The sequence below is a fragment of the Synechococcus sp. Cu2B8-bc1011 genome, assembly GCF_047302735.1.
Lineage (GTDB): Bacteria > Cyanobacteriota > Cyanobacteriia > PCC-6307 > Cyanobiaceae > Synechococcus_C.
Genome location: NZ_CP138915.1, coordinates 567223 through 580142 on the forward strand (window position 1 = coordinate 567223; position 12920 = coordinate 580142).

The following is a 12920-nucleotide window of genomic DNA, read 5'->3' on the forward strand; positions in this document are numbered from 1 at the left end:
TCACGACCTCTTGACTGTTCCGGACCAGCTCCTCTTGAGCGATCTGTTGCACCACCGGGTGCGCTGTGATCAAGGCCTTGATCATGGGCCAGGGGTGATGGCTTGGATGCATCCGCCTGTCCATCGGTTGCTCGGTTGGGTGAGCCGCCCGTCTGCGTTGCGTACCAGTCGAGATGTGTGGCGACTGGATCAATGTCGTGGATTCGACGACCAGCAGGTTTTTGTGAAGGGGGCTCCTGCTGAAGCTGATCAGATCACCTTGGATCGGTTGCCAACCTTGCTGGATGCCGATCTTCTCAACGCCGATGGAGAGAGGATTGGCATCATCGCCGATTTGGCTTTCTTGCCAGCGAGCGGGCAAATCAGTCATTACCTGGTGGCACGCAGTGACCCTCGCCTACCTGGAACCAGTCGCTGGCGCTTGTTGCCAGATCGAATCGTTGACCAACAGCCTGGCTTGGTGTCCACGGCTATCCATGAGCTCGATGATTTGCCTCTGGCTCGGGCCAGTGTTCGTCAGGATTTTCTTCAGCGTTCAAGGCATTGGAGGGAACAGCTCCAGCAGTTTGGAGATCGCGCTGGTGAGCGCCTAGAGGGCTGGTTAGAAGAACCGCCTTGGGACGAGCATCCTGCGGCCTCTGACGTTGCCTCTCCCTATCCGTCAGCAGCATCTTCCACTGTCGACCCATTAGATGACTGGGATGATGGCGATTGGCCCGATGAGCCTGGGGGTGAGCGTGGCCGTTCAGCTCGAAATCATTCAAGGGATCGACACGATTGGCCTGATCATGAGGAAGATCCTTGGGTCTGATCGTCGGCAACACTGGGTACAGATGACTCATCGGTTGTGACCCAGTCCTCTCATGCGGTTGCGGCATTTGATCTTGGGGCGGCTCTGCGCCAGGAAGGGCTCAACGAAACGGATTACAGCGAAATTCAGCGGCGTCTTGGACGGGATCCGAATCGTGCCGAGTTGGGCATGTTTGGGGTGATGTGGTCAGAGCATTGCTGTTACCGCAATTCCAGACCCCTTCTGAGTGGCTTCCCAACGGAAGGCCCACGCATCCTTGTGGGCCCTGGCGAGAACGCCGGCGTGGTGGATCTTGGAGAAGGTCACCGCTTGGCGTTCAAAGTTGAAAGCCACAACCACCCTTCAGCTGTTGAGCCTTTTCAGGGAGCTGCCACTGGTGTTGGTGGCATCCTGCGTGACATTTTCACGATGGGCGCTAGGCCGATTGCGTTGCTGAATGCCTTGCGTTTTGGACCACTGGACGAACCAGCGACCCGTGGATTGGTGGAAGGGGTTGTGGCTGGCATTGCTCACTACGGCAATTGCGTAGGCGTGCCCACCGTGGGTGGAGAGGTTGCCTTTGATCCGTCGTATCAGGGCAACCCCTTGGTGAACGCCATGGCCCTGGGCCTGATGGAAACGGATGACATCGTTCGTTCGGGAGCCGCTGGGGTCGGTAATCCAGTGGTGTACGTCGGGAGCACCACGGGCAGAGATGGCATGGGAGGTGCCAGTTTTGCGAGCGCTGAGCTCAGCGCGGATTCACTCGATGATCGCCCTGCTGTGCAGGTTGGAGATCCCTTTCTCGAGAAGGGCTTGATTGAGGCTTGTCTGGAAGCCTTTCAAAGCGGTGATGTTGTAGCTGCTCAGGATATGGGTGCTGCGGGTCTTACCTGTAGTTGTTCGGAGATGGCCGCTAAGGGAGATGTCGGTGTCGAGTTGGACCTCGATCGGGTGCCCGCAAGAGAAAAAGGCATGACCGCCTACGAATTCCTGCTTTCGGAATCGCAAGAGCGCATGTTGTTTGTGGTCCGTTCAGGTCGGGAGGAGCAGCTGATGCAGCGTTTCCGGCGTTGGGGGCTTCAGGCAGCGGTCGTCGGTCGGGTTTTGGAAGAGCCGGTGGTGAGGGTGTTGCAACACGGTGCTGTCGCGGCAGAAGTTCCGGCCCGGGCTTTGGCTGAAGACACACCGATCAACAAGCACGAGCTGCTTTCCGAGCCTCCAGATGACATCCAGACGCACTGGACCTGGCGTGAATCAGATCTTCCTCGTCCTGCCATCGATCGCGATTGGAATGCGGATCTGCTGCGTTTGCTGGATGACCCCACGATTGCCAGCAAGCGCTGGATTTATCGCCAATACGACCAGCAGGTGCTGGCCAATACGGTGATTCGAGCTGGTGGTGCGGATGCTGCTGTGGTTCGTCTCCGTCCTCAACAGGGTGATGCATCGCTCCAAACGTCTCAGCGTGGCGTTGCGGCCACGCTGGATTGTCCCAATCGCTGGGTGGCGCTCGACCCAGAGCGGGGAGCGATCGCAGCGGTGGCTGAGGCTGCCCGCAATCTCAGTTGTGTTGGAGCCCAGCCGATCGCTGTGACCGACAACCTGAATTTCCCATCTCCGGAAACCCCCAAGGGGTATTGGCAATTGGCGATGGCATGCCGCGGCCTATCCCAGGCCTGTCGCGCCTTGGGCACCCCTGTCACCGGTGGCAATGTCTCTCTCTACAACGAAACGAGGGGGGACGATGGCAGTCTTCAGCCCATTCACCCCACGCCTGTTGTGGGCATGGTGGGACTGGTGGAAGATCTCAACCGCACCGGAGGTTTGGCTTGGCGTCAACCTGGCGATCTTGTGGTGCTGCTTGGTGTCTCCACAGATGAGGAGGGGAATGAAAGTGTTGGCTTGGCGGGCAGTAGCTACCAGGGAGTTGTTCACGGGTTGCTCACTGGTCGTCCCCCGAGCGTGGATCTGGAATTGGAGATTCAAGTTCAAGCTTTGGTTCGTCAGGCGTTTGCCCAGGGAGTGTTGGCTTCAGCCCACGACAGCAGTGATGGTGGGTTGGCTGTAGCGCTTGCGGAAAGTGCCCTGGCCTCTGGCCTTGGGGTTGACCTCAACCTGCCCCATCGGTCTGCTCGGTTGGATCGTGTTTTGTTTGCTGAAGGCGGTGCACGCATTGTCGTTACGGTTCGCGCAGAACAGCACAGTGCCTGGCACGCTTTGCTGATCTCGCAAGAGCATCAACGTGTTCCTGTGACAGAGATTGGAACCGTTGCCGACCATGGTTGTTTCCGATTGGCGGTGGGGAACCATCCAGTGATTGATCTTGACGTTGAGACCCTGCGAGAGCAATACGAACAAGCGGTTCCCCGTCGCCTCGGAGCGGTTTGATGCAGAATCTTGAGACCCATCCGAAGTCGAGGCGGCCGGTGCATCAGCTCGAAATAGAGCGTCCCGATCGCATGGAAGAAGCCTGCGGCGTTTTCGCTGTTCAGGCCCTGGAACAGCCGGTGGCGAACCTGGTGTATTTCGGTCTTTATGCCCTGCAGCATCGGGGTCAGGAATCCGCTGGTATTGCTGTTTTCAACGAAGGAAAGGTCAGGCTCCATAAGGACATGGGCTTGGTGAGCCAGGTGTTTGATCAGGACGTGCTCGAGCGCATGCCTGGTGGTTTAGCCGTGGGACATAACCGTTATTCCACCACCGGGAGTAGCAAGGTTTGCAATGCCCAGCCTGTGGTCTTGATGACCCGTCTCGGCCCCTTTGCGCTGGCTCATAACGGCAATCTTGTGAATGCATCAGAGCTGCGAGCTCAGGTGGATGACGGTGAGGTGGAGTTCACATCCACCACGGATTCGGAGTTGATCGCTTATGCGGTGCAGCAGGCCGTGGATGGGGGTTTGGATTGGACAGAGGGGATTAAAGCGGCTGCATCCCAGTGCCAGGGGGCTTTCAGTTTGGTGATTGGAACGCCAGATGCCCTGTACGGCCTTCGGGATGGTTATGGGATTCGCCCCCTGGTGTATGGCTACCTCGGGGATCAAGGTCTTGGACACTGGGTTCTCAGTAGTGAAACCTGTGGGCTCGACATCATTGGCTCTCCGTTCGTTGCTGATGTTGAACCTGGCGAATTAGTGGTGTTTCGTTGCGGGGATCCCACACCAGAACGTCATCGCTGGATTGAACCCACCACTCGCATGTGCGTGTTTGAAATGATCTATTTCGCGCGCCCTGATAGTCGTTTCTTTGGTGAATCGCTCTACAGCTATCGACAGCGCATCGGCCAGATTCTGGCCCGTGAATCCGCTGTTGAGGCGGATCTCGTGATTGGTGTTCCTGATTCCGGAATTCCAGCTGCGATCGGGTATTCCCAGACCAGTGGCATTCCCTATGCCGATGGACTGATCAAAAACCGCTACGTCGGCCGAACCTTCATCCAGCCGACCCAGGCGATGCGTGAGGCTGGGATTCGTGTGAAGCTCAATCCACTCCCGGATGTTTTAACCGGCAAAAGGGTCCTGGTGATTGATGACTCGATCGTTCGTGGAACCACCAGTCAAAAATTGGTTCAGGCTCTCCGTGATGCCGGCGCCATTGAGGTGCACATGCGCATTAGTTCTCCACCGGTCACCCATCCTTGTTTCTACGGAATCGACACCGATACACAGGATCAATTGATCGCTGCTCGACTCACGCTGCAAGAGATTGAGGAGCATCTCAAGGTGGATTCGCTGGCTTATCTCAGCAAGGAAGGCATGGTGGAAGCTGCACATGCTCAGTCGGAACATTTCTGTACAGCTTGTTTCGATGGGAACTATCCGGTTCCCATGGACGCCTCGATCAAGGCGAGCAAATTAATGCTTGAACCAGCAGGGGTGGCGGCAACGAATCTCTGATCAGCTGATTAAGGGCACCAATCGCAGGATTGATTCGTTGTCTTTGAGCGTGAGTTGATCCTGCTCATTCACGTTCAGTCGTCCGTGACGTCCGTTTGATGTCACCACACCAATGAGTGAATCTGCGAGGCAAGCTGCAGCAATCCGTTCGCTTCCAGGGGTGGATTCTGAATTCAGCTCCCAGCCGATCTCTCCGAGATCGCCTCGTTTGCAGGACCGGATGCTCGTGAGTTCCAACCAGTGCAGACGGCCTGTTTGGCTCGCGAGCAGGATGGTTGTTGGCCCTTCAGCGTGGCCTGCGATTGCGGTGACCAGCTGTTCGCCAGGGAGCAGACGCATGGTGATGGGGCCTTGGGCCAACTTGCCCATCACAGGCAGATTGGTTTCCCCTGCTTGTAAACGCAGAATTCTGCCGATATCGCTGATGACGGCCACATCAGCTCCGTCTTGACAGATCAAGGCAGCTTTCAGACTCACTCCTTCTTTTAGTTTTAAAACGGTGGCTGCTCGCCCCGACAATTCCTGGATGTCTTTTAGTGGTAGCCGCTTGAACCGTCCATCACTGGTCAACAGTCCAAGGGATTTCGTTTCATTGGTGGCCAGATCCTCTGGATTGGGCAAAGGCAGTAGGGACACCACCTCATCGCCTTCAAGGGCTGTGGGTAGGAATCGCTCCAGGGTTCCTTGCTGCTGTCCTGCAAATTCCCAGCGCACAAGTGCTACACGACCGCTCACTGTCACAGCCAAGAGACGTGGTGGCGGCTGGATGGGCAGGCTGATAATGGCTGGAGATGGTTCATCACCCATGGGCACTGGATCGTTGAGATGCAGGCGTCCCAGCAGCTGAGGACTGACGATTTTCACTTGACCATCGTCTTGAATCAGCAGTCTTGAATCGCTAGGGAGGGCATCCAGGGCCTGGCGTCTCTGTAGTTCGGCATTGGGCCTTTGACTGGCGGCCCGCTCAGCAAGCAAGTGGTCGCCACCCTCGACCAGCCTGGTGCGTCTTGGCGTTGCAAAACGTTTTTTGAGTTGGCGAAGTTCCTGGATCAGGGCATCCAGCAATTGGTCGCGGTTTTCCAGCAGCAGGGTGAGTCGCTGTCTTTCTTTCCGAAGATCGTCTGCCTCCTTACGCAGGCTTTCCTGTTCCAGACCTGTGAGCCTGCGTAGTGGCATGGCCAGCACAGCATCTGCCTGCCGTTCGCTTAGATCGAAATGCACCATCAAGCTGGCCCTTGCCTTGGCCGCATCTCTGGCCTCCTGGATCATGGCAATCACCTGTTGCAGTGATGCGAGGGCGGTGGTCAGGCCTTCCACCACTTCAAGCCGATCTTCCGTTTTGCGCAGCGCGTAGTTGGTACGCCGAATGATCGTGAGCTCTCTGTAATCCAGGAAGGTTTGGAGGAGCTGCCGCAGCGTGAGTTGCTGGGGTCTGCCATCGACCAGGGCCAGCAGGATCGCGCCGAAGTTGCTTTGGAGTGACGTGCGCCGTTGCAAGTCAGTCAGCACTGTTTCTGGATCGGCATCACGGCGGAGCTCCACCACCACGCGCATCCCTTCACGGTCGCTTTCATCACGGATATCGGCAATGCCACCAATTTTTCCGTCGTTGACATGTTCAGCCAGTTTTTCGATCCAGCCGGCCTTACTGAGTTGGTAAGGGAGCTCGGTCACGATCACAGCGTTCCGCCGATGCTTTCCTTTGCCGGGATGCACTTCCTCAATATGCGCTACGCCACGCATGGGAATGCTGCCTCGGCCTCTTAAATACGTTTCGCGGACGCCGCTCCCAAGAAGCACCTCTCCACCCGTAGGGAAATCGGGACCAGGGATCAGTTTTAGGACTTCGTCTTCGCTTAGATCGGGGTTTTGAACGAGTGCAATCAGTCCATCCACCACCTCGCCGAGGTTGTGGGGAGGGATGCTGGTGGCCATGCCAACAGCGATGCCCGAGCAGCCATTCAGAAGTAAAAACGGAAGCTGGGCGGGAAGAACGGTGGGCTCCTGTTGGGACCCATCGAAGTTGGAGGCAAAATCGACGGTGTCGTCGCCGATTTCATCCAGTAATCCCTCATGGGAGATCCGTGCTAGCCGCGTTTCGGTGTATCGCATGGCTGCTGGTGGATCGTCATCCACCGAGCCAAAGTTGCCGTGACCATCCAGTAACGGGTGACGGCTGGAAAAGGTTTGGACCAACCGCACCAGGGCGTCATAAACCGCTTGATCACCATGTGGGTGGTACTTACCAAGCACGTCCCCGACTACACGGGCACATTTCCGATAAGGACGATCTGGGGTGAGCCCCAGTTCGTGCATCGCAAATAAAATTCTGCGTTGGACGGGTTTCAGTCCATCACGCACATCCGGGAGCGCTCTGCCCACGATCACGCTCATCGCGTATTCGAGGTATGAGCGCTGCATCTCGTGGTGCAGGGCGATCGATTGAACGCGCTCCTCGGCCATCCTGCAGGGAAATAAGAAGGCAGTCGAGTGTCAGCCTACAGATCTTCTTCTGCTTGACCAGAGTTTTGGTTAGATAGCGCTTTTTGGATCTGCATTTGCCTCGGCACGCTCGACGGCGTTTTGAAGGCTGGGATTGTTCAACAGTTCAGCTGTAGCTCTGCGTAATTTCACGCCCCATAGTTGTTTTTTTTGATGGCCAGGCAGAACGTAATTCGGAGATTCGGCAAGAGCTTTTTGAGCAAGCTTCAAGGATTCCTGATCTCCAGGATTCACTTTGTTCAACGCCGCAGCTAAGGCCAACATCGGCTCTGGGTTGGCATTGATCGTTAAAACGGAACGCCAGCGACGAATGGCTTCTTTGGTGTTTCCCATTTCAAACAACACCAGGCTTTGATTGTTTAAGGCTTCCCAGAAACTGGGCTTAATCGCCGTTGCGCGCTCAAAAGCCTTGAGGGCTTGCTTTTGGTTGGACTGCATCACCCTGGCGTTGCCAAGGTCGAAATAGGCCGTGGCGTTTTTGGGATCGAGTTTGAGACCTCGATCCAACAGGGGGATGGCGTCGTCTGGACGGTTGTCTCGCAGCGCTAAGGATGCTTCTGCGAACCAAAGTCCTGCGTTGGTTGGGTTGAGTGATTTCGCACGGGCCAGGGATCCCGCTGCGTCATCGAGTTGTTCGCTCCGTAGTTGCGCTTCAGCCAACACGGACCAGAGCCGTTCATCGTTCGGTTGTAGACGCACGGCTAGAGCGGCTAAGCGGGCAGCTTCTTTGGGTTGTCCAAGCCTTAGCAATTGCGCTGCAGTGCGACCGATGCCGATCCCAGCCCCTTCTAATTCTTGTGGGCTGGGTGTAAAGACATAGGGGATGAGGGCTTTGGCGGGTTCAGCGCTGCACAGACCAATCGCGCTCATCAGGGTCGCTGACACCCAAACTTTGGTGAACGATTGGCTTGAACGCCGATGGGATCCCATCACCGAATCTCAGATGTAGACACAGTAGGTGGATCTACTGACTTTGCTGAGGCGGCATTGCGGCGCCACATCCAAGGTTTGATGCGTCTGAGTGCGGATCCGCGCAACTTTTGATCCCAGGTCGACGGATCCCATTGCTCAACCTGCGCAGCGCTTAGATCCAAAATCCAGGGACGGGGCTGGACCTCTGGATCTTGACTCGATGGGAGCTCCGTTTGATTGAACGGACAGACGTCCTGGCAAATATCACAGCCTGCGACCCATGGACCCATCCCAGCCTTAATCAAGTCTGGAAGCTGCTGATCTCGGTTTTCAATTGTGTGATAGGCGATGCATCGCCGTGAATCAACCACAAATGGCTCCCGTATGGCCTCGGTGGGACAGGCGTCCATGCATGCTCGACAACGGCCGCAGCGAGGTTGGGCCGGCTGATCCGCTACTAAATCTTCTGTGCTGAGCAAGTGGCCGATCACCATCCAAGACCCCCGTTGCGGATGAATCACGTTGCTGTGTTTGCCAATCCATCCCAAGCCTGCCTCTTCCGCCCATGCCTTATCGAGCAGGGGTTCGGCATCCACGCAAACCCGCCAGCGCGAGTCGGGTCTTTGTGTTTCAAGCCAGCGACCAACGCGGCGCAGTCTTTGGTTGACCACGCGGTGGTAGTCACGGCCCCATGCATAGCGAGCGATGGCAAGGCTGTTCGGTTGGCGCGAGTCGGAGACGTAGTAATTCAGCCCGACGGCAAGCAAGCTTCGAGCTCCATCAAGAAGTGTTTTCGCATCGAGCCTTCGCGGAGCAGCCATCCAGCCCATCTCCGCTTGAAAACCAGCGTCAAGCCAGCGTTGTAAAGCTGCTGTCCGCATCTGCAACCTCGAACTTCCCGGTAGACAGGCGATCCCAACAGGATCGAATCCTTCCAGGCGGGCACGTTCCTTGAGTGCCGCACTGAGTTGGGGTTGTCCAGCGGAGGACGTCACGGAAATGAGCCGTAAAGTTAATCACCTTTAAGCATCGTGACGTGTCCGCATCCCCATCGGGTTCTCAATCCTTACGACTGTCTTTTGTTCTGAGGTGGTTGGGCATCACCTTGGTTGTGCTGCTTGCATTGCAGATGGCTGTGCTGCTGAGTGCAGCCGATTGGGCCGATGGAGTCTTTAAGCAACTCTTAATTGAGCGCTTAGTCAATCAAGCCCCGATGGGGTTGATCGGGCTTTTGCTCATGCTTTTGGGTTCGCGCCTTGACCAACCGGAGTCAGCAAGACCTCCAATTCGTTGGTTTGTTTGCGTGATTTCTGCGCTGTTGGCGATTTTGATGATTGTTGTTGTTCCTGTCTCAATCTCAGGTAATCAGAATCTCTCAGGTGAATCGGATCAAACGCTTGAGCAGCAAAAGGGTCAGTTGGAGATGGCTCGTCAGCAATCGGCCAATCCCGAAAATGTGAAAATGCTGGGTAGTCAGCTCACACAGGCAGGACAGTTGCCTGCTGATGCCAGTGAGGAAGACCAGGTCAAAGCTGCTCAGGCTTTTATCGATAAGCAGCTGGCGCAGATGGAACAGCAGATCCAACAGGGGGAACGTCAGCGAAATCTTGCTGTGAATCAGCGTCGCTTTGGCGGGACCGTGAGTGCGGTGATTCTTGCCGTTGCTTTCGTGCTCTTGGCTCTGGCGGCCGTGATCTAATCGATCTGCTGGTTAGGTTGGTGAGATCACGTCAGCCTTAAGCCACAGGCGTTCCTTGGTGCAGTCCAATACAAGACCTGACCTGCCGCTTAGCGCCAGGCTTCGGCAAGATCTGAAAAACGATTTAATCGCTGGGTTGTTGGTGGTCATTCCGCTAGCAACCACGATTTGGTTGGGAACCACGGTCAGTCGTTTCGTGCTGGCTTTTCTCACTTCGATTCCGAAGCAGTTCAATCCGTTCATCACCCTCAACCCTCTTCTCCAGGATTTGATCAACCTGGCGCTGGGATTAACGGTTCCGCTCTTTGCGATTTTGCTGATCGGCCTGATGGCCAGGAACATCGTCGGTCGCTGGTTGCTGGAGTTCGGCGAAGAAACCCTCCAACGCATTCCTCTTGCTGGCTCGGTTTACAAAACCCTGAAACAGCTGCTTGCCACGTTTCTGAGAGATAACTCTCAGCGTTTTCGGCGTGTGGTTTTAGTGGAATATCCCCGTGAAGGTCTGTACAGCGTGGGCTTTGTGACCGGTGTGGTGGGTCCTTCCCTCCAAGCTGAGCTCACTGAGCCCCTTCTCAGTGTGTTTATTCCCACAGCACCAAACCCCACAACGGGCTGGTACACCTTGGTTCCCGAAACATCTGTCAAAGATCTGGACATTTCAGTGGAAGATGCATTCCGAACGATCATTTCCGCTGGCATTGTGAATCCTGATGAGCGTGAAGCTCCTGTGAATCGAAGTTTTTCCAGCCTGATCTCTCAGCTGAGGGGTTCTGTGTCACCGTCGTCCACCACCACTGGAGCCTGAACTCGACTCGGCCGTATGTCCATGCAGTCCCGATCCCTATCCCGTGAACTAGCGCTGCTGGTTCTCGGTCAATGCCCTGAACGGGTGGATGATCTCCCCGATTTTCCCCTGGACACGTTGCTTCAAAAAGCCCTCGATAGTTTGATGCAGCATTGGACAGAAGTTCTGGACTGCTGTGCTGGAGATCTGGAAAAAGCTCAACAACACCTGCTTGAGAGTGAACTTAAGGATGGGCCTTCTTCCGATCAGGCGTCAGTTCGTGAGTCGTTGCAGTCGTCTCTCACTGGGGCAGAACAAGTTCTGAATGGTCTTTCGGCCAGTCTTGAGTTACCCCGTTTATTGGCCTTATCCAATCAAGATCAGGTGCGTCGCGAGGCCATGCAACGCGTGACGTTTGTGCTGAAAAAACGCAAAGCCATTGATCAGATGCTTGATGGTGTGATGGAGGGCTGGCGTCTCACCCGGTTACCACGCATCGATCGCGATATTTTGCGCTTGGCCGTGATTGATCTTTCGGAACTCAAGACACCTGCGCCCGTGGCTTGCAACGAAGCTGTTGAATTAGCCCACCGCTTTAGTGACGAGCAAGGACGAAAGATGATTAACGGTGTGCTCCGTCGTCTGCAGAACGCCCCCTCACTGGTGTTGTCCTGAAATCATGGTCTACGACTGGTTTAATCGCGGATCCGTTCCTCCTGAAACCCCAGCTGATCCTCCAGTGGATCCAGAGGTCCAACCCGATCAGTCTTCTGCGCCGCAACCATCTGCGCCTGAACCTTCTGAAACCCAACCAGCACAGCTGCAACCGTCGGAACCCCAATCGTCTGAGTCGGAGGACGATTCTCTTGAGTGGGCACGCCAGGCTTATGCACGTTTAAAAGCTCAGAAAGCTCAGGCTGCTGAGGCTGCCAAGACGGTTCAGGATGATTCCACATCTGAGCAGAACGTGGTTGTTCCTCCGGTGATGGAGCCTCCAGCAGTGGTGCCAGCTGCCGTTGTCCCTTCTGTTGTTTCTCCGTCAGAAGGACCTCCTGCACTCGAAGCTCCCTCAGTCGAGCCTGCAGAACCGGCTCCTGTGGTGGAGCCTCCTGCTTCTCCAGCCACAACTCCTACGCCTCCTGCACCGGCGCTGTCTTTTCTTGAACAGGCCGCTGCCCAGCGTGATCAGCGTCAGCAGGAGCTCGAGCAACCTGCTGAGCCAGACCCTGTTCCCGTTGTTCCAGCCACAGCACAAGACGCTCCCAAGATTGAGGAGGATGAACCCCGCCTCGGTGACTTTGACGATGCCTTCACCTGGTCGGCTGAAGTCTTAGCGGCCCAAGGGCGGAGCGCCGAGCAGGTCACCCTCGAGGAGATCGATTGGTTAGGGCGACTTCGCCAAGGCCTGGAGAAAACCCGCCAAGGGTTCGTGACCGGTCTGCTGGAGAACCTTGGCGACGATCCGTTGACGCCAGAGGTGCTCGATGACCTCGAATCACTTTTGTTGAGAGCTGATGCGGGCGTTCAGGCCACGGATCAGGTGCTGGATGCCTTGAGGCAGCGGATGAACGAACAGGTTGTCGATCCGAGTGAAGGCATTCGTTTTCTGAAGGAACAGCTTCGTGACCTTCTCGATCAGCCGATTCAGTCCAGTGCTGTTGAAGTCCTTGCTCCTCAAAGGGATCGTTTGAACGTTTGGCTTTTGGTCGGTGTGAACGGAGTCGGTAAAACCACAACTCTCGGCAAGCTCGCCAATCTTGCCGTCCGCAGTGGTTATTCCGCTTTGATTGCTGCCGCAGACACCTTCCGTGCGGCGGCTGTTCAGCAAGTGCAGGTTTGGGGAGATCGCAGTGATGTGCCAGTTGTGGCCAATCCCTCAGCGAATGCGGATCCTGCAGCAGTGGTGTTTGATGCCATCGGCGCCGCCCGTTCGAAGGGCACTGATTTGGTTCTGGTAGACACGGCCGGTCGCCTACAGACCAAGCACAACTTGATGGAAGAGCTTGAAAAGATCCGCCGTGTGGTGGATCGTCTTGCTCCCGAAGCCCATGTGGAATCGCTGTTGGTGCTTGATGCCAGCCAGGGCCAGAACGGTTTGAAGCAGGCAATGGCGTTTGCCCGCGCAGCTGGGCTCACCGGTGTGGTGATCACCAAGCTTGATGGCACAGCCAGAGGAGGAGTGGCACTGGCTGTTGCCTCAGAAGCCAAGTTGCCGATTCGCTTTATTGGAGCTGGTGAGGGAATTCGCGACCTTCGTCCCTTCAATAGTTTTGAGTTTGTGGAGGCCCTCTTGGCATCGCGTTGATGCGTTTCGCATTGCGGCCTGATCAAGCTGAA

Annotated in this window: 10 protein-coding genes; 7 read left to right on the forward strand and 3 right to left on the reverse strand. The window is 56.1% G+C overall.

What is annotated here, in order from left to right:
• Positions 1-10: 10 nt before the first annotated feature.
• From SIC18_RS02925 to purF, 3 genes are read left to right on the forward strand one after another with little or no spacing between them, the layout of a single operon-like run.
• A complete protein-coding gene (locus SIC18_RS02925; protein WP_250395497.1) occupies positions 11-811 on the forward strand; it encodes an RNA methyltransferase in 801 nt (266 codons plus the stop codon).
• A 36-nt stretch (positions 812-847) separates the two neighbouring features.
• A complete protein-coding gene (gene purL / locus SIC18_RS02930) occupies positions 848-3181 on the forward strand; it encodes a phosphoribosylformylglycinamidine synthase subunit PurL (RefSeq protein ID WP_413430116.1) in 2334 nt (777 codons plus the stop codon).
• Entirely contained in the window at positions 3181-4686 is a 1506-nt protein-coding gene (gene purF, locus SIC18_RS02935) for an amidophosphoribosyltransferase (RefSeq protein WP_413430117.1), read from the forward strand. The genes purL and purF overlap by 1 nt, the downstream gene beginning before the upstream one ends.
• Here the strand turns inward: purF and SIC18_RS02940 are convergent, their stop codons facing one another.
• The 3 genes from SIC18_RS02940 to queG all read right to left on the reverse strand — a co-directional run bounded on the left by SIC18_RS02940 (position 4687) and on the right by queG (position 9095).
• On the reverse strand, positions 4687-7149 hold the full coding sequence (locus SIC18_RS02940) for a DNA topoisomerase (ATP-hydrolyzing) subunit A (RefSeq protein WP_048347598.1): 2463 nt from the start codon (positions 7147-7149) through the stop codon (positions 4687-4689).
• Between the two features lie 69 nt (positions 7150-7218).
• Positions 7219-8058: a tetratricopeptide repeat protein gene (locus tag SIC18_RS02945; protein ID WP_245407177.1), complete on the reverse strand. Its 840-nt coding sequence runs from the start codon at positions 8056-8058 to the stop codon at positions 7219-7221.
• 59 nt (positions 8059-8117) lie between these two features.
• Positions 8118-9095 (reverse strand): tRNA epoxyqueuosine(34) reductase QueG, encoded by a 978-nt coding sequence (gene queG, locus SIC18_RS02950; RefSeq protein ID WP_250395227.1) that lies wholly within the window; start codon positions 9093-9095, stop codon positions 8118-8120.
• Between the two features lie 41 nt (positions 9096-9136).
• Between queG and SIC18_RS02955 the strand changes: the two genes are divergently transcribed.
• From SIC18_RS02955 to ftsY, 4 genes are read left to right on the forward strand one after another with little or no spacing between them, the layout of a single operon-like run.
• Positions 9137-9799 (forward strand): HpsJ family protein, encoded by a 663-nt coding sequence (locus SIC18_RS02955; RefSeq protein ID WP_048347601.1) that lies wholly within the window; start codon positions 9137-9139, stop codon positions 9797-9799.
• A 55-nt stretch (positions 9800-9854) separates the two neighbouring features.
• On the forward strand, positions 9855-10604 hold the full coding sequence (locus tag SIC18_RS02960; RefSeq protein ID WP_250395228.1) for a DUF502 domain-containing protein: 750 nt from the start codon (positions 9855-9857) through the stop codon (positions 10602-10604).
• A gap of 21 nt (positions 10605-10625) precedes the next feature.
• Positions 10626-11258, forward strand: coding sequence for a transcription antitermination factor NusB (gene nusB, locus SIC18_RS02965; RefSeq protein WP_250395232.1), 633 nt, complete (start codon positions 10626-10628; stop codon positions 11256-11258).
• Positions 11259-11262: 4 nt separating this feature from the next.
• Complete coding sequence (ftsY, locus tag SIC18_RS02970; RefSeq protein ID WP_413430118.1) at positions 11263-12888, forward strand: signal recognition particle-docking protein FtsY; 1626 nt, start codon at positions 11263-11265, stop codon at positions 12886-12888.
• Positions 12889-12920 lie beyond the last annotated feature (32 nt).

Bases quoted from the DNA above. Each gene is read 5' to 3' on its own strand.
- SIC18_RS02940 (WP_048347598.1), bottom strand. From the start codon at position 7,149: ATGGCCGAGGAGCGCGTTCAATCGATCGCCCTGCACCACGAGATGCAG.
- SIC18_RS02945 (WP_245407177.1), bottom strand. From the start codon at position 8,058: ATGAGCGCGATTGGTCTGTGCAGCGCTGAACCCGCCAAAGCCCTCATC.
- purF (WP_413430117.1), top strand. From the start codon at position 3,181: ATGCAGAATCTTGAGACCCATCCGAAGTCGAGGCGGCCGGTGCATCAG.
- ftsY (WP_413430118.1), top strand. From the start codon at position 11,263: ATGGTCTACGACTGGTTTAATCGCGGATCCGTTCCTCCTGAAACCCCA.
- nusB (WP_250395232.1), top strand. From the start codon at position 10,626: ATGCAGTCCCGATCCCTATCCCGTGAACTAGCGCTGCTGGTTCTCGGT.